The organism is Pseudomonas granadensis (assembly GCF_900105485.1).
GTDB classification, from domain to species: Bacteria; Pseudomonadota; Gammaproteobacteria; order Pseudomonadales; family Pseudomonadaceae; genus Aquipseudomonas; species Aquipseudomonas granadensis.
Window position 1 is genome coordinate 1,409,941 of record NZ_LT629778.1, and the last position, 21,592, is coordinate 1,431,532.

Sequence of the window (21,592 nt, forward strand, 5' to 3'; positions counted from 1 at the left end):
CAGGAAAGCACCGCCATGCACACCATCGCCCGTATCACAGTCCTCACACTGGCCCTGGGCTTGAGTGCATGTGCGGTCCAGCGACCGGAACCGACCACCAACCTGCCCCCGATCCCGCCGTCGCAACCGAGCCCGACCCCGTCGACCTCACCGACCCCGGGCAAGAGCATCCCGGCCAAACCGTCGAAACCGGTGCCCCGCACCTCAGCCAGCTTCGCCCCACCACCGGGCGGCAACAGCCACTGGGACCAGATACTCGGCGTGTACGTGCTCGACGACCAGTCCAACACCTTCTACCGCCAGCGCACCTACTACCGCTGGAACAACGGCTGGAGCCGCGCCGTCAGCCCCAACGGCCCATGGGAAGATACCGACATCCACGGCGTGCCACCGGGCTTGGGCAAGCAGTTCGGGCAGTAAGAAAAACGGCGATCTTTGGATCGCCGTTTTTTTTCCGAATTTTCAGAGAATCGCACGATACCTGCTCAGTGAACTTACTGACTGGTCCAGGCCTTGGCGTTGCAAGAGAACAAGAAAACAATCCGCATCCATTGGTGGCGTCTTCAGCTGCTGGCGCTGTCTTTGGGCAGCCGCAATGACCGCGGATGAATCCAGATGAAAAAGGTTTTCGACAAACTCATCCGGATGTTGGGCTTCGATGCCATAGGGTTCGAGAGAGCGAGTGGGGAAATCCTTCAGGTTGAAGGTCACGATGACGTCCGCGCCACACCGGATAGCTGCTGCAAGAACATGGCGATCATCCTCGTCGGGCAGGCTCAGTCCGACAATCAGATCTTCATAGCTATCAACACATGCATCCGGAATGGCGAGGTCCATCAATTGCGATGTCCGGTCCAGTTGCTCGATGCTCAGGTCAGGCCGGTTTTTTAACAAATTGCGCTTCCATTCGCAGTGAATTTCTTCAGTCCAGCGCGCCCGATAGAGTCCGGACAACGCGAGCCACATCAGGAAGTCTCTCAGTGGGGCGGGGTATAGAACACATGCATCGTATACAGCGGTGAAAGAGGAGTGCCTCACTCGTATCCTGTCCTTAGCGTCTGTGCCTGCTCTGCGAGAAGCCTCATTGCCTGCTCGCTGGCGGTGTCTCGCCGGGCTTTATATTCCATCAGATCGGCAAAACGCACACGTCGGTGCTTGCCGGTTTTGTGGTAGGAAATCTCACCGCGCTCCAACAGTTTGATCATGTGCGGACGTGAGACATTGAGCAGGTCGGCGGCATCTTGAGTGGTCAGCTCAGCGTGGATCGGTACGACCTTCACAGCGTTGCCCTGCGCCAGCGCCGAGAGGATATCGTTCAGCAAGCGCAGTGCGGAGGTGGGCAGTTCGACGCTATGGGCTTCGTTCTGATCATCGAAGATCTGGATTTTTTGAGTTTCAAAGCCGGTCGCGAGGAAAGCCGTCAAGGCACGCTGGCCTGCAATCGCGGCTTTGACTTCACGTTCTACCGGGAGATTGATGGCAGAGGGGATAGCGATGGACATTAGACTGTTCCAGCATTCGATGGACGATGCATGAACAGTATTCGAATTAAACGAAAATCGCAATAAACGAAACATTCCCAGGAACACCTTGTAAAACAACCAACCGTCACTCGACGCCATTCTGTGCTTGAGTAAAGATAACTCTAGGGTTACTTTTGAAAGGCCAAGGCAAGGAGGCGCCGGGTGCAGAGCAGGTTATTGATCAAGGAGCTTGAAGACGCAGGCTGGACGCTGGATCGGGTGACTGGCAGTCATCACATTTACAAGCACCGTTACAACCCGAACACGATTCCCGTTCCCCATCCGAAAAAGGATTTACCGTTGGGGACGGTCAAGAGCATCAGGCGGCGTACCGGGTTGTACAACCCGCCAGCCCGTTATGAAGGAGATCCGTAATGCAATATCCAATCTGCATCGAGTGGGGTGATGAAAATACTGCCATCGGTATTCAGATCCCCGATATCCCGGGTGCGGTGACGGCGGGGGACACGTTCGAGGATGCCTACAACGCTGCCGTTGAAGTTGCCCACATCATGCTGCAGGAGATTGCCGCGGCAGGAGAGCCGATTCCGCTGCCGACGTCGGCTTCGGCTCATCGCAGCAATGCGGATTTTACCGAGATGGGCTGGGGCATGCTGGAGCTGGATATCTCGCCGTATCTGGGCAAGACCGAGAAGGTCAACGTCACGCTGCCCGGTTATGTGATACAGCGCATTGACCGCTATGTGCGTGAACATAACGTCAAAAGCCGCTCCTCGTTTCTGGCGGATGCGGCGATGGAGAAACTGGTTCGATACTAAAGCTCGGGCATTTGTGGGAGCGAGCCTGCTCGCAAAAGTGCCGTGTCAGGCAGAGAAATATGATCCGAACTGACGCCTTCGCGAGCAGGCTCGCTCCCACACTGAATCACCTCAGGAGGCGGTTTTTCGTTGCGCCAGTGAAGCGTTTTGCGATGCGCTCAAGAACCGCAACAACGCCAACAGCGGGAACACACTGCCGACAATCACTATCCACAACCAGCCGCCATGCTCGTACACGGCGCTGGCCACCGACGAACCGAACGCGCCGCCGATGAAGATGCTGGTCATGTACAGCGCGTTCAAACGGCCACGGCTTTTGGCGTCCAGCGAATAAACCGCGCGCTGGCCGAGGACCATGTTCATCTGCACGCAGAAATCCAGCACTACGCCAGTGACCGCCAGGCCGATAACGCTGTAAGCCGGGTGGATGAAGGCGGGCAGGAAGCTCAGGCTGGCAAACAGCATGGCCAGCAGCGAGGCGATGCGGGTGTGGCCGGCGTCGGCGAGGCGTCCACTGATCGGCGCGGCGATGGCACCGATGGCGCCGACCAGGGCGAAAATCGCGATTTCGCTTTGCGACAGGCCGTGATTGCGCGCCAGCTCCAGCGGCACGGCGGTCCAGAACAGGCTGAACGTGGCGAACATGCAACCCTGATAAAACGCGCGCTGACGCAGCACCGGTTGCTGACGCAGCAACGTCCACAGCGAGCCGATCAGTTGCCCGTACGTGGCGCTGTGATCCGGTTGACGCTTGGGCACGGTCAGCGCCAGCACCACGCTGATCGCGGCCATCAACCCGGCGGCAATCATGAACATCGCGCGCCAGCCGAGATGATCGGCAACCACGCTCGACACCGGTCGGGCCAACAGAATACCCAGCAGCAAACCGCCCATGATCCCGCCGACCACGCGGCCTCGGGATTCTTCCGGCGCCAGATGCGCGGCCAGCGGAATCAGGACTTGCACCGACACCGAGCTGAACCCCACCAGCAACGAAATCAGCAAAAACACATTCGGCTGATCGGTAAACGCGGCCGCCAGCAGGCTGGCGATTGCCACGAGGGTGGTGACAATCATCAACCGGCGGTTTTCCAGCAGATCGGCCAGCGGCACCAGAAAGAACAGGCCCAGCGCATAACCGATCTGCGTCAACGAGACGATGAAGCTGGCCATGGTGTCGGACAGGCCGATGTCCGGCGCGATCAGGCCGATGATCGGCTGGGCGTAATAGATGTTGGCAACGATGGCGCCGCAGCAGAAGGCGAACAGCAGCACCATGCCTCGGGTCATTGCGTGAGTGGTGGGCATAGGAATACTCGGGTCGGGCACAGGAAAGCGGTGAAGGCTAATGGACAACGCGGGTTGGCAGAAGACAGTTTCGGATGATAACTCTTATTACGTTGTGTAATGACTGGTCGGTTGATCATGGCTAGTCGCGCGGAGGTGGTCATGAGATTACTGTTCTCGCCCAAAAGCCCCTCACCCTAGCCCTCTCCCGGGGGGAGAGGGGACTGATTGGGGGATGCTGGGGAGATTCGCCGACCTGAACATGCTTCTGTGAATCCGGAATGGATTCGAACCCAGGAAAATCGCTCCAATCCATAATCGACTCGGTCCTTCAGGTCGATGTCTGGCGCGCGACCCCTCGGTCGGCTCCCTCTCCCTCTGGGAGAGGGCTGGGCTGAGGGTGCATTGGCTCACAACGAAAAAGGCGACCTCAGTGGGCCGCCTCTTGTTTTTCAGATCAAGCCTTATTGGCCCGTGTAAATCTGGTCAAACACCCCACCATCATTGAAGTGCGTCTTCTGCACCGTGCGCCAGTCACCAAACGTCTTTTCCACCGAAAGGAAATCCACTTTCGGGAAGCGATCGGTGTACTTCGCCAGCACCGCCGGATCTCGTGGGCGCAGGTAGTTGGCCGCAGCAATTTCCTGGCCTTCAGGCGACCACAGGTACTTCAGATATTCATCAGCCGCCGCACGCGAACCTTTCTTGTCGACAACTTTATCGACCACCGACACCGGCGGCTCGGCTTCGGCGGACACGCTTGGGTAGACCACTTCAAACTGATCACGGCCAAATTCGCGGGCGATCATTTCTGCCTCATTTTCGAAGGTCACCAGCACGTCGCCAATCTGGTTGGTCATGAACGTGGTGGTCGCGGCGCGGCCACCGGTGTCCAGCACCGGCGCTTGTTTGAACAATTTGCCGACGAACTCCTTGGCTTTGTCTTCGTCACCGCCATTCTTCAGCACATACCCCCAGGCCGACAGGTAGGTGTAGCGGCCGTTGCCCGAGGTTTTCGGGTTCGGCACGATCACCTGCACGCCGTCCTTGAGCAGGTCCGGCCAGTCTTTCAGGGCTTTCGGGTTGCCCTTGCGGACGATGAACACCGTGGCCGAGGTGAACGGTGCGCTGTTGTTCGGCAGGCGCGTGACCCAGTTCTCCGGCACCAGTTTGCCGTTGTCGGCGAGGGCGTTGATGTCGGTGGCCATGTTCATGGTGATGACATCCGCCGGCAGACCATCAATCACCGAACGCGCCTGTTTGCTCGAACCACCGAAAGACATCTGTACGGTGATGTTCTCGTTGTGCTCGGCCTGCCAGTGCTTCTGGAACGCAGTGTTGTAATCCTTGTAGAAATCGCGCATTACGTCGTAGGAAACGTTAAGCAGCGTCGGCGCTGCCTGAGCAATGTTGGCCAAGGCCAGGCCGGCGGCGAGAAGTGAGGCGCCAAAAAGTTTTTTCACTGCGCATTCCTTGTTCTGTGGGGGTGTCGAGTCAATAGTGGGCGATTTGCCAGCGACTATAACGGTGTCGGGATAGTCGCTTAAAGATTAAAAAGCTCTGTGCTTATTCCAGTTTCTTGAACAGCTGACTGCCGCATCGCGAACAGAACGCCGCGCTCTGTTCGTGGCTCTTTTTCTGACACCCCGGGCATTCATGTTGTAGCTGTTCGCCGCGCATGGCGTTGGCCAGTTCCGCGGTGAAAATGCCGGTAGGCACGGCGATGATCGAATAACCGGTGATCATCACCAACGACGAAATCACCTGGCCCAGCGGCGTCTTCGGCACGATATCGCCGAAGCCCACGGTGGTCAGCGTGACGATCGCCCAATAGATGCCTTTGGGAATGCTGGTAAAACCGTGTTCCGGGCCTTCGATCACGTACATCAGCGTGCCGAACACCGTAACCAACGTGCAGACGCTGACCAGAAACACGACAATTTTCTGTTTGCTGCCGCGCAGCGCCGACATCAGGTAGTTGGCTTGCTTGAGGTACGGGCTGAGCTTGAGCACGCGGAAAATCCGCAGCATCCGAATGATGCGGATGATCAGCAGGTACTGCGCATCGCTGTAATACAGGGCGAGAATCCCCGGCACGATTGCCAGCAGATCCACCAGCCCGTAAAAGCTGAAGGCATAGCGCAGCGGTTTCGGCGAGCAGTACAGACGCAGGATGTATTCGCCGAGAAAGATCGCCGTGAAGCCCCACTCGATGTAGGCCAAAAGGTCCGCGTAATTACGGTGAACGCTGTCGATGCTGTCGAGCATCACAATCACCAGGCTGGCGAGGATGATCAATAGCAGGATGCCGTCGAAGCGACGCCCGGCCGGGGTGTCGCTCTGGAAAATCATCACGTAAAGCCGTTCGCGCCAATTGTTGCTGCTGTCCATGGATAACGCCTGAATCGAAGATCAGCGCAGCCTAGGGTGATTCTCCCGGTGAGCGCAAGGCTCCTGCGCAAACGACGCTTTACCAAACATCTGCATGCCGGCGTGGATCAGCCAACTGGCGAGGATGAACGGCGCGGTCAGCGTCGCGAGCCCGGCGGCGGCAAACAGCGGCGTCACCAGCAGCGCCAGGACGATGCCAACCAGCGGCAGCCACGGATATTGGCGTTGCGCAGAGAAGGCGAGGGCGGCGAGCACTGCGTTGTAACTGCCCAGGCCCAGCAACGCGGTGGCGGGTTCATGCTGCAGCAGGCTGGAAGCGAGGCCGAGCGCCGAAGCCAGCAGCGCCCAGCAGAACGCACGGCGATCGGCAAGCAGCAAGCCGCAGGCAATCAAACCACCGGCCAATGGATGATCAAGAAACATGACCTGGCCGAATCCTCTCAATTCCCCGGCCAGCACATTCGCCGTATGCAAATCGATAGAGGCGATGGGCGCGGACGGCTCGGCGAACAGCAGCAACAGCCAACTCAAGGCAACGAACGGCGAGGTATATGCCGGTATCGCGCGCCTGCTGTAGACACGCTTGAGCCATTGCTGGGTGATCATCGCACTGAGGCCGCCGGCGGCAAGAATCAGCGGCGGCAACAGCGGCGACCAAGGGAAATACAGGCTCAGCAACAAGCCAAGCAACACGCCGTTGTAGCTGAACAATCCGGCCTGACGATCCGCCTTGGCGTAATTGCGCCGCTGCGCGGTGAGCAAACCGGCGACGCCACCGAGCAGCGCCCCGGCGAACAATACCGGCGCTGTCAGCAGGATCGCCAACAGGCACAGCAAGCCGCACAGCGGATGGCGCTGGAGGAAAATCTGACTGAAACCGTTGAGCAAAGCCTCGGCCCAGTCGGGGCAGTGGGTGTTGAAGTGATTGGCAGGCATGGCAGTTCTGAAAGTCAGGGGGACCGAGGCGCCTGCATCGCCAGCAGGCTGGCTCCCACACCGGATCTGCGTCCAGTCTCGGTTCTGTGATTGACACAAAACCTATGTGGGAGCCAGCCTGCTGGCGATGAGGCCGGTACAGGCGCTAAATCAACGTCTCAATGCGCAGCGAGTTGGTCGACCCCGGCTGGCCAAACGGCACGCCGGCAGTGATCAGCAAGGTGTCGCCACGCTCGGCCATGCCTTGTGCCTGGGCGATTTCCAGCGCGGTCGAGCAGACTTCGTCGACCTGGCGCAGGCGATCGTTGACCACCGAATGAATCCCCCACGCCACGCTCAAGCGCCGGGCGGTCTGCAGGTTCGGCGTCAGGTTGAGGATCGGCGCTTTCGGACGTTCCCGTGATGCGCGCAGCGTCGAGGCGCCCGACTCGCTGTAGTTGACCAGCACCGCCACCGGCAGCACGTTGCTGATCCGGCGGATCGCGCAGCTGATCGCATCGGACACCGTTGCCTCGGCTTTTGGCCGGCTGACGTCGAGCTGGGTCTGGTAATCCGGGCCGTTTTCCACTTGGCGGATGATCTTGCTCATCATCTGCACGGCTTCCAGCGGGTACTCGCCAGAGGCGGTTTCCGCCGAGAGCATCACCGCATCGGCGCCTTCGGCCACGGCGTTGGCGACGTCGGTGACTTCGGCGCGGGTCGGCGCAGGAGAGAAGCGCATCGATTCGAGCATTTGCGTCGCTACCACCACCGGTTTGCCAAGTTCGCGGCAGGTGGTGATGATGTTTTTCTGAATCTGCGGCACGCTCTCGGCCGGTACTTCAACGCCAAGGTCACCGCGAGCGACCATGATCGCGTCACTCAGCGCAGCGATTTCACGCAATTGCTCAACCGCCGACGGCTTCTCGATTTTCGCCATCAGAAACGCCTTGTCGCCGATCAGCGCGCGCGCTTCGACGATGTCTTGCGCACGTTGCACGAACGACAACGCAACCCAGTCCACGCCCAGCTCCAGACCGAAGCTCAAGTCGCGGCGGTCCTTGGCGGTCAGCGGGCTGAGGTCGAGCACCGCTTGCGGCACGTTGACGCCTTTGCGGTCGGACAGTTCGCCGCCATTGAGCACGGTGGTGTCGATCGCATCGGCGTACTGGGTCACCACGCGCAGGCGTAGTTTGCCGTCGTCGAGCAGCAAATCCATGCCGGCTTCCAGCGCGGCGATGATCTCGGGATGCGGCAGATTCACCCGACGCTCGTCGCCCGCTGTCGTGTCCAGATCGAGGCGGAACGCCTGACCGCGATGCAGCTGCACCTTGCCGTCGGCGAACTTGCCGACCCGCAGTTTCGGTCCCTGCAAGTCCATCAGAATGCCCAGCGGGTAGTTGAGCTGGCGCTCGACTTCGCGGATCCACTGGTAGCGCTTGGCATGGTCGGCGTGATCGCCATGGCTGAAATTCAGCCGGAAGATATTCACCCCGGCCTCGACCAGTTCACGGATGTCGTCGATGCCATCCACCGCAGGCCCGAGGGTGGCGAGGATTTTGACCTTTTTATCAGGCGTCATGATTTGCAGTTCTCAAGGATCAGGATGGCGCGGAAGTCGTTGACGTTGGTGCGGGTCGGCTCGGTGACGATCAACGCGTCGAGCGCCGCGAAGTAGCCGTAACCGTTGTTGTTATCCAGCTCGTCGCTGGTGCTTAAGCCCAGGGCCGAGGCGCGGGCGTAGCTGTCCGGGGTCATGATCGCGCCGGCGTTGTCTTCCGAGCCGTCGATGCCGTCGGTGTCACCGGCCAGCGCGTAGACGCCGGGTTGGCCCTTGAGGTTGTCGGTGAGGCTCAAGAGGAATTCGGCGTTGCGCCCGCCACGGCCATTGCCGCGCACGGTCACGGTGGTTTCGCCGCCGGAGAGAATCACGCACGGCGCCGCCAGTGGCTGGCCGTGGTTGATGATCTGCCGGGCGATGCCGGCGTGGACTTTTGCCACTTCGCGGGATTCGCCTTCGAGATCACCCAGAATCAAGGTGCTGAAACCGGCCTGACGGCATTTCACCGCGGCGGCATCCAGCGATTGTTGCGGGCGGGCGATCAACTGGAAGTGACTGCGCGCCAGACTCGGGTCGCCGGGTTTGACGGTTTCCGACTCGGGGCTTTGCAGCCAGTTGCGCACCGAAGCCGGAATATCGATGCCGTAGCGTTTGATGATCGCCAGGGCTTCGGCACTGGTGCTCGGGTCGGCCACGGTCGGGCCGGAGGCGATGACGGTGGCGAGGTCACCGGGTACATCGGAAATCGCGTAGGTGTAAACCGTCGCCGGCCAGCAGGCCTTGCCGAGTCGGCCGCCCTTGATCGCCGAGAGGTGCTTGCGCACGCAGTTCATCTCGCCGATGGTCGCGCCGGATTTGAGCAGGGCTTTGTTGATCGACTGTTTGTCGGCGAGGGTGATTCCATCGGCTGGCAAGGCGAGCAGGGCAGAGCCGCCGCCGGAGAGCAGGAAGATCACCCGGTCGTCTTCGCTCAGGTTGCTGACCATTTCCAGCACGCGTTTGGCCACGGCCAGGCCGGCCGCGTCCGGCACCGGATGCGCGGCTTCGACCACTTCGATTTTCTCGCACGGGGCGCCGTGACCGTAGCGGGTCACCACCAGACCGGACACGTCACCGTGCCAGCAGCGCTCGACCACTTGCGCCATCGCCGCAGCGGCTTTGCCGGCACCGATGACAATCACCCGACCACTGCGGTCGGCAGGCAAATGGGCTTCGAGGACCTGGTTCGGATGGGCCGCGTCGATGGCTGTGGCAAACAGCTCGCGCAGCAGTTGTTGCGGATCGACCGACATGGCGGGCTCCCGGAATTCTTGTTATTCGAAAGGACAGTAGAGATCCCTGTGGGAGCTAGCCTGCTAGCGATTCAGGCGCTGCGGTCTATCAGACACACCGCGTCGATTCCATCGCCAGCAGGCTGGCTCCCACAGGTTTGATGCAGAGGCTTATTTATTGTCGCGAATCGAGAAATTAGCCATGTGTTCCAGGCCCTTGATCAGCGCCGAGTGGTCCCAGTTGCTGCCACCGATGGCCGCGCAGGTGCTGAACACTTGCTGGGCGTTGGCGGTGTTCGGCAGGTTGATGTTCAGCTCCTTGGCGCCTTGCAGGGCCAGGTTCAGGTCCTTCTGGTGCAGGCTGATGCGGAAGCCTGGGTCAAAGGTGCCTTTGATCATGCGCTCGCCGTGCACTTCAAGAATCTTCGAGGAGGCGAAACCACCCATCAGCGCTTCACGCACCTTGGCCGGATCGGCGCCGTTCTTCGAGGCGAACAGCAGCGCTTCCGCCACGGCCTGAATGTTCAGCGCCACGATGATCTGGTTGGCGACCTTGGCGGTCTGACCGTCGCCATTGCCACCGACCAGGGTGATGTTTTTGCCCATGGCCTGGAACAGCGGCAGAGCGCGTTCGAAGGCATCGGCGTCGCCACCGACCATGATGCTCAAAGTCGCCGCTTTGGCGCCGACTTCACCGCCGGACACCGGCGCGTCGAGGTACTGCGCGCCTTTTTCGTTGATCTTCGCCGCGAACGCTTTGGTCGCGGTCGGCGAGATTGAGCTCATGTCGATCACGACTTTGCCTTTGCCGATACCGGCGGCAACGCCGTCGGCACGGAACAGCACGTCATCGACCTGCGGGGTATCCGGGACCATGACGATGATGAATTCAGCTTCCTGCGCCACTTCGCGCGGATTGGCCAGCGCGACGGCGCCTGCGGCGACGAGGTCGGCCGGCGCGGCGTCGTGGTGTTGCGACAGGAAGAGACTGTGACCGGCTTTCTGCAGGTTCGCCGCCATTGGGTGGCCCATGATGCCGGTGCCGATGAATCCGATTTTAGCCATGAGAAATTCCTCTTGTTTTTGTCTTGCTCAAGCGAATAGGGGAAGCTGTTGCCTTTATGTAGGAGTGAGCCTGCTCGCGATTCAGGCGCTGAGGTACATCAGGTGTACCGAGGTGAATTCATCGCGAGCAGGCGAAGGCCTACAGGGGATTTGCGTCAGATTGCGTTGTGGGTCTTCAGCCAGCCGAGGCCAGCCTCGGTGGTGGTCAGCGGCTTGTACTCGCAACCGACCCAACCCTGATAACCGATGCGGTCGAGGTGTTCGAACAGGAAGCGGTAGTTGATCTCGCCGGTGCCCGGTTCGTTGCGCCCGGGGTTGTCCGCGAGCTGCACATGGTTGATCTCGCCCAGGTGCGATTGCAGGGTGCGGGCCAGATCGCCTTCCATGATTTGCATGTGATAGATGTCGTATTGCAGGAACAGATTGGCGCTGCCGACCTGTTCGCGAATCGACAGGGCCTGCGCCGTGTTGTTCAGGTAGAAACCGGGAATGTCGCGGGTGTTGATCGCTTCCATCACCAGTTTGATGCCCACCGCTTGCAGCTTGTCGGCGGCGTATTTGAGGTTGGCGACGAAGGTCTTTTCCACGGTGGCGTCGTCGACGCCTTGCGGACGAATACCGGCCAGGCAGTTGATCTGCGTGTTGCCCAGCACTTGCGCGTAGGCAATCGCCAGATCGACCCCGGCGCGGAATTCATCGACCCGCTCCGGCAGGCACGCAATCCCGCGCTCACCCTTGGCCCAGTCACCGGCCGGCAGGTTGAACAGCACTTGGGTCAGACCGTTGGCATCGAGTTTTGCCTTGATTTCAGCCGAGCTGAAGTCGTACGGGAACAGGTATTCCACACCACTGAAACCGGCCTTGGCGGCGGCGTCGAAACGGGCAAGGAAATCCTGTTCGGTGAACAGCATGGACAGGTTGGCTGCGAAACGCGGCATGGTGGTCTCCTGAAAACGGATGAGGCACGGTAAGTCAGACTAAACGCGATCAGTTCCCTCTCCTGGGGGAGAGGGAATATAGCTACCCTATCCCTGAGGGAGAGGGAGCTAAAAGCAGTTAATCCAGCAACGAAATCGCCGTCGGCGCATCGTTGCCGACCAGTGCGAGGTCTTCAAACTCGTTGACCGCGTTGATCTCGGTACCCATGGAGATGTTGGTCACACGCTCCAGAATGATTTCGACGATCACCGGCACCTTGAACTCTTCGATCATCTGTTCGGCCTTGCGCAGGGCAGGGGCGATTTCCGACGGTTCGAATACTCGCAGCGCTTTACAGCCGAGGCCTTCGGCAACTGCGATGTGGTCAACCCCGTAACCATTGAGTTCCGGTGCGTTGAGGTTATCGAAGGACAGCTGCACGCAGTAGTCCATTTCGAACCCGCGCTGGGCCTGACGGATAAGGCCCAGGTACGAGTTGTTCACCACAACGTGGATGTAAGGCAGTTTGAACTGAGCGCCGACCGCCAGTTCTTCGATCATGAACTGGAAATCATAGTCCCCCGACAGGGCTACGACTTTGCGGCTCGGATCGGCCTTCACCACGCCCAGCGCCGCCGGAATGGTCCAGCCCAGCGGGCCGGCCTGACCACAGTTGATCCAGTGACGCGGCTTGTAGACGTGCAGGAACTGCGCGCCGGCAATCTGCGACAGACCAATGGTGCTGACGTAGCAGGTGTCCTTGCCGAACACCTGGTTCATTTCTTCGTAAACGCGCTGCGGCTTGACCGGCACGTTGTCGAAGTGGGTCTTGCGATGCAGGCTGGCCTTGCGCTGCTGGCAATCCTGCAGCCAGGCGCTGCGGTTTTTCAGCTTGCCGGCGGCTTGCCATTCACGGGCCACTTCGATGAACACGGTCAGTGCAGCGGCGGCGTCGGAAACGATGCCCAGATCCGGCGTGAACACACGGCCGATCTGCGTGCCTTCGATGTCGACGTGGATGAACTTGCGGCCTTCGGTGTAGACATCCACCGAACCGGTGTGACGGTTGGCCCAACGGTTGCCGATACCCAGCACCACGTCGGATTTGAGCATGGTCGCGTTGCCGTAGCGGTGCGACGTCTGCAGACCCACCATGCCGACCATCAGCGGGTGATCGTCGGGGATGGTGCCCCAGCCCATCAACGTCGGGATAACCGGAATACCGGTCAGCTCGGCGAACTCGACCAGCAGGTCACTGGCGTCGGCGTTGATGATGCCACCACCGGCCACCAGCAATGGACGCTCGGCCTGATCCAGCAAAGCCAGAGCCTTCTCGACCTGCACGCGGGTGGCGGTCGGTTTGGCCAATGGCAGCGGCTGATAAGCGTCGATGTCGAATTCGATCTCGGCCATCTGCACATCGAATGGCAGGTCGATCAGCACCGGGCCTGGGCGGCCGGAGCGCATTTCATAGAAGGCTTTCTGAAACGCGTAAGGCACCTGGCCCGGCTCCAGAACAGTGGTCGCCCACTTGGTCACTGGCTTGACGATGCTGGTGATATCGACGGCCTGGAAGTCTTCCTTGTGCATACGGGCGCGGGGTGCCTGACCGGTGATGCAAAGGATTGGAATCGAGTCGGCCGAGGCGCTGTAAAGCCCGGTGACCATGTCGGTACCGGCCGGGCCGGACGTGCCGATGCACACGCCGATATTGCCGGCCTTGGTGCGGGTGTAGCCCTCGGCCATGTGCGAGGCGCCTTCAACGTGGCGAGCAAGGACGTGATCGATGCCACCAACCTTCTGCAAGGCGGAGTACAGCGGGTTGATCGCTGCGCCCGGGATGCCAAAAGCGGTATCGACCCCTTCACGGCGCATCACCAGAACGGCGGCTTCGATTGCTCTCATTTTGCTCATGGTTTTGTGCCTCTTTACGTTTTGTAATTGTATACAAGTGGCTTTGCGCAGAGTGTATTCACGGCGGACGGCGCAGGTCAATCCATTTTCTCAAGCGTCTGTTTCATTCGGCGGAAGCCCGTATGAGTGTGGCTTTTCGTCGCATGTGGCGCTTTTCGAAAATTATTGTATACAAAAAAATAACTCATTGTGTTCTATTTGTTGCATCGGGCTGCGGCAGAAACGCGCAGCCCCACGACTTTCCCTATAACAAAATGAGGACGGCACCATGAGCGCTTTAACCTTGAAAGTCGCAGTCAATCTGGTCAGCGAAGCCATCAGCGTCGGGCGCGGCATCAACGCCGCACCGCTGACCATCGCGGTGCTCGATACCGGCGGCCACCTGATCGCCCTGCAACGCGAAGACGGCGCCAGCCTGCTGCGCCCCAACATCGCCATCGGCAAAGCCTGGGGCGCCATCGCCCTGGGCAAAGGCTCGCGCCTGCTGGCCCAGGACGCGCAACAACGCCCGGCCTTCATTGCCGCCCTCAACAGCCTGGGCCAGGGCAGCGTCGTCCCGGCACCGGGCGGGGTGTTGATTCGCGATCAGGCGGGTGCGTTGCTGGGGGCGATCGGGATCAGCGGGGATTTGTCGGACGTGGATGAGCAGGTGGCGATTAAAGCGGTGGAGGCGCTGGATTTGAGGGCGGATGGCGGGGTGGTTTCCTGAATTTGCGTTGATTGAGCTATCGCCATCGCGAGCAGGCTCACTCCTACATTGGATTCGCGTCGGACACAAAATGTCTGAACGCCACAATCCCCCTGTAGGAGTGAGCCTGCTCGCGATAGCTTTCGCCCAGACACATCCTGCCAACAGTCTCCCGATCCATTTGCCTCCCTCCGGACTAGCCTTTTATGAATTGATCATAGGAGGCAAAGGAATGCCGGATTTACCTGCTGCGCATAAATTGCGAGTCGGACGATATGCCGAAGTCAGCCGAATCTATCTGCTGACCAGTAACACTCATCAACGAAGACCGATTTTTACAGATTTTGCCTTGGGTAAACTGGTCGCCGACCAATTCCAGAATGCGCAAGAATCGGGATTGGTAAATTCACTGGCCTGGGTCGTTATGCCGGACCATTTCCACTGGTTGATTGAATTACGAACCGGTTCATTAAGTGAGCTGATGCAAAAAACCAAGTCGCTGAGCACCAGGTCTGTCAGGCAAGCGACTGGTGAAAACGGCATGCTCTGGCAGAGAGGTTTTCATGATCGGGCGCTGCGAAAGGAAGATGACCTGGTGAAAATGGCGCGGTATGTCGTAGCCAACCCATTGCGCGCTGGGCTGGTTGAGAAGCTTGGCGAATATCCGCTTTGGGGGGCGATCTGGGTTTGAGCTGAGACCGCGTCGCCTCGATCGCGAGCAGGCTCACTCCTACATTTTGGAATGCGTTCCCCTGTAGGAGTGAGCCTGCTCGCGATAGCGTCGCTACGGTCTATCAGTCCGGCTCACACCCCTTCAACACCAACCGGATAATCGTTTGCGCGGCCGCTTCATAATCCGCCTCATCCAGCTTGTCCTTGCCAGTTACTGCAGAAATCTGCCAGTCGAAGTCGGCATACGTCTGGGTCGCGGCCCAGATGCTGAACATCAGGTGGTTGGGGTCGATCGGGGCGATCTGGCCGCGGTCGATCCAGCTCTGGATGCAGGCGATGTTGTGTTTGGCCTGGGCGTTCAGTTGTTCGACCAGGTCGGCGTTCAGGTGCGGGGCGCCGTGCATGATTTCGCTGGCGAACACCTTGGAGGCGAAGGGCAGGTCGCGGGAGATGCGGATCTTCGAGCGGATGTAGCCGCTGAGCACTTCGCTCGGCACGCCGTCCGGGTTGAACGGTGTCGAGGCCTGCAGAATCGGCTCGATGATGCTTTCCAGGACCTCGCGGTAGAGGTTTTCCTTGGATTTGAAGTAGTAGTAGACGTTGGGCTTGGGCAGTCCCGCCTTGGCGGCGATGTCGCTGGTTTTGGTCGCCGCGAAGCCCTTGTCGGCAAACTCCTCGCTGGCGGCACGCAGGATCAGTTCTTTGTTGCGCTCGCGGATTGTGCTCATAAACCCGGTGGTTCCTTGCCTGTTCTGGCGGTGGCGCATGGTAGCACCGGCCTCGCGCGGCGCTCAACAATGCACCACGTGGCCCGCGGTCGCGTTATGCTTCGCAACATTAATACACAGAAGGAAACAGGATTCATGGCAGGAAGCAGTTTGCTGGTGCTGATCGACGACATCGCCACCGTTCTGGATGACGTGGCGTTGATGACCAAAATGGCCGCCAAGAAGACTGCCGGCGTGCTCGGTGACGATCTGGCGCTCAACGCCCAGCAGGTCTCCGGTGTGCGTGCCGAGCGCGAGATTCCCGTGGTCTGGGCCGTGGCGAAGGGCTCGTTCGTCAACAAACTGATCCTGGTGCCATCGGCGCTGGCGATCAGTGCGTTCGTGCCGTGGCTGGTCACGCCATTGTTGATGGTCGGTGGTGCCTATCTGTGCTTCGAGGGGTTTGAAAAGCTCGCGCACAAATTTCTCCACAGCAAGACCGAAGACGAGGCCGAGCATGCGCAGTTGACCGAGGCGGTCGCGGACCCGGCGACCGATCTGGTGGCCTATGAGAAGGACAAGATCAAAGGCGCGATCCGCACCGACTTTATCCTCTCGGCAGAAATCATCGCGATCACCCTCGGTACCGTGGCGGATGCTTCGCTGACTCAGCAGGTGGTTGTCATGTCCGGCATTGCCATCGTCATGACTGTGGGCGTTTACGGGCTGGTGGCGGGTATCGTCAAACTCGACGATCTCGGCTTGTGGCTGACGCAGAAGCCAGGCCAGTTCGCGAAGAAAACCGGCAGCGTCATCCTCAGCGCCGCGCCGTACATGATGAAAACCCTGTCGGTGGTCGGTACGGCGGCGATGTTCCTGGTCGGCGGCGGCATCCTCACCCACGGCGTGCCGGTGGTGCATCACTGGATCGAAGGCGTCGGTGCGGCGGCAGGCAGCGCCGGGTTTGCGGTGCCGATGCTGCTCAATGGCGTCGCGGGGATCATTGCCGGTGCGGTGGTGCTGGCGGTGGTTTCCGTGGTCGGCAAGCTCTGGCGCGCCGTTAAAGGCTGAACACTGCCCCCTGTAGGCCTTCGCCTGCTCGCGATAGCGGTGTACCGGAAAAACATTTCTTACCTGACAGACCGCTATCGCGAGCAGGCGAAGGCCTACATTTTGATCGCTGTTGTGTCAGTAAAAAGGGCCATTCAATTTTCACTGAATGGCCCTTTTTTGTACCCGCCGAAATTACTCGGCCACCTGCAGCTTGCGCGCCTCGGTGTACACGTATCGCACCTTCTCATACTCGAACGGCGAGTTCATCTGGCCGTAGCGGAAGCTGGTCTGGTAGCGCTTGTCGACCGCACGCAACGCCCAGACTTCCGGATGGTTTGAGCTGACTTCCGAGACGTTGAGGAAGTTGATCGCCGATTCGGCGGTGTAGTCCACGGCGAGGCCCGCAGTGTCACGGATGTTCGACGGGCCGAGGATCGGCAGTACGAAGTAGGCACCGCCCGGTACACCGTAGAAGCCCAACGTCTGACCGAAATCTTCGCTCTGGCGCGGCAGGCCCATGGCGGTGGCCGGGTCCCACAGACCGGCGATGCCGATGGTGGTGTTGAGCAGCAGACGCGCGGTGGTTTCCATCGAACGCTGGCCCTTGAACTGCAACAGGCTGTTGACCAGGTTCGGCACGTCACCGAGGTTGTTGAAGAAGTTGCTCACCCCGGTGCGCACGAAGCTTGGGGTGATGTAGCGGTAGCCATCGACCACCGGCAGGAACACCCATTGGTCGAAGCGATAGTTGAAGTGGTAAACCCGACGGTTCCACGACTCCAGCGGGTCGTAGACGTTCAGCGCGTTGAGCGTCGAGCGCTCGAACTCGCGCTGGTCCAGGCCCGGGTTGAATTTCAGTTTGGTCAGCGGTTCCTTGAAGCCGTCGCTGTCGACCACTACCGGCGCGTTGGCTTTGCTGTTGTCGGCCTGGGCCACGCCTGCACAGAGGAGCGCTGTAATCAGCAGGAGATATTTAGCCACGGAAGAACTCCAGCATGGCGTCGCTGTTGACGCGGTAGTTAAGGTTGCCGCAGTGGCCGCCCAGTGGGTAAAGGGTCAGGCGATCACCGAAGGTCTTGCGCAGGAAACCGAGGTCGCCCGGGCCGAGGATCACGTCGTCGGCGTTGTGCATCACGGCAATTTTCGGGCTGGCTTGCAGGTAATCCTTGAGCGCGTACAGGCTGACCTGATCGATCAGTTGCAGCAGGCTGCCGCCGTCGGTGCGCGCGCGCCACATCGGAATGACCTGCTCGGTGATGTAGCAATCGAAATCGCATTGCAGTGCACGCTTGAGGAACGGCGTGAGACTGGTGCCTTCGGTGATCGGGAATTTTGGCGGCGTGATCAGCCCGCGACGGTTGATCAGGTCGGAAGTGAACGCGATATCGGCCGCCGAGAAGCGGAACGAGGTGCCGATCAGCATCGCCATCTGCTCATTGGTCAGGTGCTGCTTGGACTGTTGGAAGTCATAGAGCAGTGCGTCATTGAGGTCGATGTAACCTTTTTGCTGGAAGTAGCGGGTCAGCTTGGTCAGTACCAGTTCGTAAAAGGTGGTGCTGCTGTTGATGCCTTTGACCTCGGTCTGCACCAGCTTGTCGAGGTTGGTCACCGAGGTATAGAGGTTGACCGGCGGGTTGAGCAGCAGCACTTTCTTGAAGTTGAAGCTGCGGCGCGTCTCATCCAGATGCGCGACGAATGCGGCATCGAGGGCGCCGAGGCTGTAGCCGGTGAGGTAGTACTCGGTCACCGGCAGCTTCGGGTTCTGCGCCCGCACGGCCTGCATCACCCGGTACATGTCTTCGGCGTCTTCCTTGGTTACGCCCGGTGTGGCGAAGCGCGAAGCGGCGCTGATGAAGTCGAAGCTGGTCGGCGACGACAACTGCACGACGTGATAGCCGGCCTTGTAATAGAGCTTTTTCAGGTATTCGTTGAGCGTGCTGTCAAAACGCGCACCGGTGCCGGCAATCAGGAAGATCAGCGGTGCCGGTTTGTCTTGCGTTGCAATGCGATAGGTCAGCTTTTTCACTGCCCAGAAATTGTCCGGGAGAATGAACTCGCGTTCCGGGCGCAGGGTGACGCTGCGATCCGACTGGTTGATGTCGTCATCGAGCGGCAATTCAGGGCGCAGATCCGGCGGCGTCGTGGCAATGGTCGCCTCGAACGGATTGGTCAGGGGGTAGCCATAACTGGCGGCGTCGATATCCACCGCCAGTGCGGACGCACTCAAAATAAGGCCGCTGAACAGCGCGGCGAAGCGCAAGGAACGGAGCATGACTAGATCCCTTAGAGGAAGGTGCCGAATGAAGTTCGCAGGCTATGACCACCGGGCTTGCGCCAAAGTGCCATGCTGCGGCACCAAACAGGCGGAATTCGGAGTAATAGTAGCTGGACGATACACTTTGCACGGCCTGAATGAACAGTTAAGTGTTGTTAGCGCTTGCGTATGCAGGGCGGCAGATTAAGCTGGCCGCCGATTTCCGTAGATTGGAGTGCTCCATGTCCCGCCGCTTGCCCGTGATTGTGCTGCTCGTGCTGTTGCCGTTGTGGCTGGCTGCCAGTTATGCCGCGCGTTATGGCTTTATGGAAGACGGCCAGTGGGTCGGCATCTGCGTTGACGAGGCCAGCCGTTGGGAATGCGTGGTGCGCTCCAACCTCGGGCTGATGATCCATTTCAAGGTATTGGGCTGGGCGGCGCTCGCTGCGGCGCTGATCGGCTTGGTTGTGCCGGGACGGGCAGGGTGGTGGCTGGCGGTGCTGGCGCTGGTGTTCGGCTTGCCAGCGCTGGCGTTGTACAACACCACGTTGGCGGTGTTTGCGGTGGTGATTGGCGGGTTGCGCCTGGTCCGTGAGTCACGCAGCGCCTGATCGGGCGCTATCGCCAGCAGGGCTGGCTCCCACAGGGGATTTTTATTGACACAAATTTTGTGTTCCCACAGATCCAGTGTGGGAGCTAGCCCTGCTAGCGATAAGGCCAGCAGGGCCGGTGCAGATTATCAGGGCCGAACCCGCAGGCAGCGCCAAAGGGCGGCAACCATTAATACACTGACCAACGCCCAACCCCAGGCTTGCTGATTCAGCAACCCTTCCTGATACAACTGCGGCGCAATCCCCGCGCCGACCATGAAGGTCAGCAAGGCGATCTCCCGTCGCGGCACGCTCACCGGGCGGCACACATAAACCAGCGCCGGCAGCACGAACGCCATGCTGGCAAAGCTGCGATAACGCGGATCGAAGACCATCTCCAGCATCATCACCGCCGCAGCAAAACCGGCGGCCGCGACCAGCCAGCCAGCGTGCCGCTCAAACCATTCGAAAGCACGCCCACGCCAGCCAGCGCGCGCACTCAGGGTCAGCGCGGCATGCGCCAACACCAAAAGATTCAACGCGGTAAGCAAACCGACCCACAACCACTCGCTGGCAAACCGCGTAGTCAATCGCGCCAGATCGCCCCAGGCGCCCATCGAGCAAGCGGCGAGGGCGCCCAGCAACGGTAACAGCAGCGCCGAACGTGTTGTCCGAACGCGACCGCCAAGCATCAGCGTGCCGAGAAAAATCGAACCACTAACCGCCAGCCACTCCTTCCAGTACGGCACATTGCTCACCGGCCCGGCGAGCACGCCCTTGTCCTGGCGATCGGCATCGAACAAGCCCCAATAACCGCCGACCGCGCCTTCGCTGCCGCGTTTCCACGGTTGATCAAAGGCTTCGATCAGGTTGTATCGCCAGCCTTCCTTCTCGGCCATCGCCACGAACCCGCGAATGAACTTCGCTTCGTTGACCCGGCTCGGCACGGCGGTCTCACGCTGGCGGCCTTCGCTCGGCCAGCCGGTTTCGCCGATCATCACGTTCTTGGGTGCGAACTTGTTCCCGAACACCTGACGGACATCCGCGACATGCTGCAGCGCCACGTCGATGTTCGACGGATCATCTTCCCAGTACGGCAGTAAATGAATGGTCAGGAAATCCACCGCCGGCGCGACTTCCGGGTGCTTGAGCCAGAAGTCCCAGACATCGGCATAAGTGACCGGCTGCCTGACCTGGCTTTTGACCTTGTTGATCAACCGGGCCAGTTGCGCGCCGGTCACCTCTTTGCGCAGCAGCGCCTCGTTGCCGACGATCACCGCTGTCACCACATCGGGGTTGGCGTTGGCCGATTTGATCAGCAGCTCGACTTCCTGCTCGGTATCCACCGGGTTGCTGTTGACCCAGGCGCCGATCATCAGTTTCAGCCCGTGCTTGCGCGCCAGCTCCGGCAGCGCTTCGAGGCCGGTCATCGAGTAGGTCCGAATGCACTCGAAACGCGTTGCCAGCAGCGCGAGGTCGGCGTCCATGCGCTCCGGGCGCAACTTGAACGGCACGTCGAAGGGTGACTGGTCTTTATCGAACGGCGTGTAGGAGGCGCATTGCAGCTTGTGCGTCGGGGTGGCCGCGTCCGGCAGGATCACCGCTTGGCCGAGCCCGAACCAGAAGCCACCGAGGGCAAACACGCCGAGCAGGCAGGCGAACAGATAGGGCAGAAAAGGAAAACGGGACGTCGCGGTCATGGTCAGGCCGAGTGGCTGCAAAGCGACGCATGTTACCTGCATTTATAGAGGGGTTGGTGAGCCGCATGCTGACGACATGCAAAGTTCGGGCGGATTGTCTGGCGTCAATTATTCAGGCGCGATTAATGGCGTTCTGATGTCGTTTCTCGTTGCCTTGAGGTCGCTGACAGAGCAGGTCGCGGGCCGCTTGAGGTTGATGATCGAACCATCAGTACCCTTTTTGAAAAATCGGCTGATGTTCGGTGTGTGAGGTCCGGCGTGATGGGGGCGCCGTGCACCATAACAATACGTTGACGATGCCCGA

The 21,592-nt window shown here is 60.0% G+C and carries 22 protein-coding genes; 7 read left to right on the forward strand and 15 right to left on the reverse strand.

Features of this window, described 5'->3' with window-relative positions; genetic code table 11:
* Nucleotides 1-15 precede the first annotated feature (15 nt).
* Entirely contained in the window at nucleotides 16-420 is a 405-nt protein-coding gene (locus tag BLU52_RS06275; RefSeq protein WP_090282391.1) for a hypothetical protein, read from the forward strand.
* A gap of 42 nt (nucleotides 421-462) precedes the next feature.
* On the opposite strand, the gene BLU52_RS06280 is transcribed toward BLU52_RS06275, so the two are convergent.
* Nucleotides 463-1,038, reverse strand: a complete 576-nt coding sequence (locus BLU52_RS06280) for a PIN domain-containing protein (RefSeq protein ID WP_090282392.1) — start codon at nucleotides 1,036-1,038, stop codon at nucleotides 463-465.
* Entirely contained in the window at nucleotides 1,035-1,502 is a 468-nt protein-coding gene (locus BLU52_RS06285) for a helix-turn-helix domain-containing protein (RefSeq protein WP_090282393.1), read from the reverse strand. Before BLU52_RS06285 ends, BLU52_RS06280 begins: the two co-directional genes overlap by 4 nt.
* 183 nt (nucleotides 1,503-1,685) lie before the next feature.
* Here BLU52_RS06285 and BLU52_RS06290 point away from each other — a divergent pair, with 183 nt between their 5' ends.
* Both BLU52_RS06290 and BLU52_RS06295 read left to right on the forward strand, forming a co-directional pair.
* Nucleotides 1,686-1,898 (forward strand): type II toxin-antitoxin system HicA family toxin, encoded by a 213-nt coding sequence (locus BLU52_RS06290; RefSeq protein WP_090282394.1) that lies wholly within the window; start codon nucleotides 1,686-1,688, stop codon nucleotides 1,896-1,898.
* On the forward strand, nucleotides 1,898-2,302 hold the full coding sequence (locus BLU52_RS06295) for a type II toxin-antitoxin system HicB family antitoxin (protein WP_090282395.1): 405 nt from the start codon (nucleotides 1,898-1,900) through the stop codon (nucleotides 2,300-2,302). Before BLU52_RS06290 ends, BLU52_RS06295 begins: the two co-directional genes overlap by 1 nt.
* Before the next feature lie 111 nt (nucleotides 2,303-2,413).
* Here the strand turns inward: BLU52_RS06295 and BLU52_RS06300 are convergent, their stop codons facing one another.
* The 9 genes from BLU52_RS06300 to gcl form a co-directional block, all read right to left on the reverse strand.
* Entirely contained in the window at nucleotides 2,414-3,610 is a 1,197-nt protein-coding gene (locus BLU52_RS06300) for an MFS transporter (RefSeq protein ID WP_090282396.1), read from the reverse strand.
* Nucleotides 3,611-4,053: 443 nt separating this feature from the next.
* A complete protein-coding gene (locus BLU52_RS06305; protein ID WP_090282397.1) occupies nucleotides 4,054-5,052 on the reverse strand; it encodes a sulfate ABC transporter substrate-binding protein in 999 nt (332 codons plus the stop codon).
* 103 nt (nucleotides 5,053-5,155) lie between these two features.
* Complete coding sequence (locus BLU52_RS06310; RefSeq protein ID WP_090282398.1) at nucleotides 5,156-5,980, reverse strand: ion transporter; 825 nt, start codon at nucleotides 5,978-5,980, stop codon at nucleotides 5,156-5,158.
* 21 nt (nucleotides 5,981-6,001) lie between these two features.
* The gene (locus BLU52_RS06315) at nucleotides 6,002-6,916 is read right to left on the reverse strand and encodes an urea transporter (protein ID WP_090282399.1); all 915 of its coding nucleotides are present in this window, start codon (nucleotides 6,914-6,916) and stop codon (nucleotides 6,002-6,004) included.
* A gap of 145 nt (nucleotides 6,917-7,061) precedes the next feature.
* The gene (gene pyk, locus BLU52_RS06320; protein ID WP_090282400.1) at nucleotides 7,062-8,477 is read right to left on the reverse strand and encodes a pyruvate kinase; all 1,416 of its coding nucleotides are present in this window, start codon (nucleotides 8,475-8,477) and stop codon (nucleotides 7,062-7,064) included.
* Nucleotides 8,474-9,748, reverse strand: a complete 1,275-nt coding sequence (locus tag BLU52_RS06325) for a glycerate kinase type-2 family protein (protein WP_090282401.1) — start codon at nucleotides 9,746-9,748, stop codon at nucleotides 8,474-8,476. The genes pyk and BLU52_RS06325 overlap by 4 nt, the downstream gene beginning before the upstream one ends.
* Before the next feature lie 150 nt (nucleotides 9,749-9,898).
* A complete protein-coding gene (locus tag BLU52_RS06330) occupies nucleotides 9,899-10,792 on the reverse strand; it encodes a 2-hydroxy-3-oxopropionate reductase (RefSeq protein ID WP_016771028.1) in 894 nt (297 codons plus the stop codon).
* Nucleotides 10,793-10,947: 155 nt separating this feature from the next.
* Complete coding sequence (hyi, locus tag BLU52_RS06335) at nucleotides 10,948-11,730, reverse strand: hydroxypyruvate isomerase (protein ID WP_090282402.1); 783 nt, start codon at nucleotides 11,728-11,730, stop codon at nucleotides 10,948-10,950.
* A 118-nt stretch (nucleotides 11,731-11,848) separates the two neighbouring features.
* Complete coding sequence (gcl, locus tag BLU52_RS06340) at nucleotides 11,849-13,624, reverse strand: glyoxylate carboligase (protein ID WP_041479607.1); 1,776 nt, start codon at nucleotides 13,622-13,624, stop codon at nucleotides 11,849-11,851.
* Nucleotides 13,625-13,892: 268 nt separating this feature from the next.
* Between gcl and BLU52_RS06345 the strand changes: the two genes are divergently transcribed.
* A complete protein-coding gene (locus BLU52_RS06345) occupies nucleotides 13,893-14,333 on the forward strand; it encodes a GlcG/HbpS family heme-binding protein (RefSeq protein ID WP_090282403.1) in 441 nt (146 codons plus the stop codon).
* A gap of 211 nt (nucleotides 14,334-14,544) precedes the next feature.
* Nucleotides 14,545-15,003, forward strand: coding sequence for an REP-associated tyrosine transposase (locus tag BLU52_RS06350; RefSeq protein ID WP_090282404.1), 459 nt, complete (start codon nucleotides 14,545-14,547; stop codon nucleotides 15,001-15,003).
* 103 nt (nucleotides 15,004-15,106) lie between these two features.
* On the opposite strand, the gene BLU52_RS06355 is transcribed toward BLU52_RS06350, so the two are convergent.
* Nucleotides 15,107-15,712, reverse strand: a complete 606-nt coding sequence (locus BLU52_RS06355; RefSeq protein WP_090282405.1) for a TetR/AcrR family transcriptional regulator — start codon at nucleotides 15,710-15,712, stop codon at nucleotides 15,107-15,109.
* A gap of 135 nt (nucleotides 15,713-15,847) precedes the next feature.
* On the opposite strand from BLU52_RS06355, the gene BLU52_RS06360 reads away from it, so the two are divergent.
* Nucleotides 15,848-16,762 carry a DUF808 domain-containing protein gene (locus BLU52_RS06360; protein WP_090282406.1) on the forward strand — a complete coding sequence of 305 codons (915 nt, stop codon included), beginning with the start codon at nucleotides 15,848-15,850 and terminating at the stop codon, nucleotides 16,760-16,762.
* A 174-nt stretch (nucleotides 16,763-16,936) separates the two neighbouring features.
* Here the strand turns inward: BLU52_RS06360 and BLU52_RS06365 are convergent, their stop codons facing one another.
* Nucleotides 16,937-17,725, reverse strand: a complete 789-nt coding sequence (locus BLU52_RS06365) for an MlaA family lipoprotein (RefSeq protein WP_090282407.1) — start codon at nucleotides 17,723-17,725, stop codon at nucleotides 16,937-16,939.
* The gene (locus tag BLU52_RS06370) at nucleotides 17,718-19,016 is read right to left on the reverse strand and encodes a serine/threonine protein kinase (protein WP_090282408.1); all 1,299 of its coding nucleotides are present in this window, start codon (nucleotides 19,014-19,016) and stop codon (nucleotides 17,718-17,720) included. The genes BLU52_RS06365 and BLU52_RS06370 overlap by 8 nt, the downstream gene beginning before the upstream one ends.
* Before the next feature lie 224 nt (nucleotides 19,017-19,240).
* Between BLU52_RS06370 and BLU52_RS06375 the strand changes: the two genes are divergently transcribed.
* Entirely contained in the window at nucleotides 19,241-19,609 is a 369-nt protein-coding gene (locus tag BLU52_RS06375) for a hypothetical protein (RefSeq protein WP_090282409.1), read from the forward strand.
* A gap of 128 nt (nucleotides 19,610-19,737) precedes the next feature.
* On the opposite strand, the gene BLU52_RS06380 is transcribed toward BLU52_RS06375, so the two are convergent.
* Nucleotides 19,738-21,330 carry a glycoside hydrolase family 17 protein gene (locus tag BLU52_RS06380; RefSeq protein WP_090282410.1) on the reverse strand — a complete coding sequence of 531 codons (1,593 nt, stop codon included), beginning with the start codon at nucleotides 21,328-21,330 and terminating at the stop codon, nucleotides 19,738-19,740.
* Nucleotides 21,331-21,592: the final 262 nt, after the last annotated feature.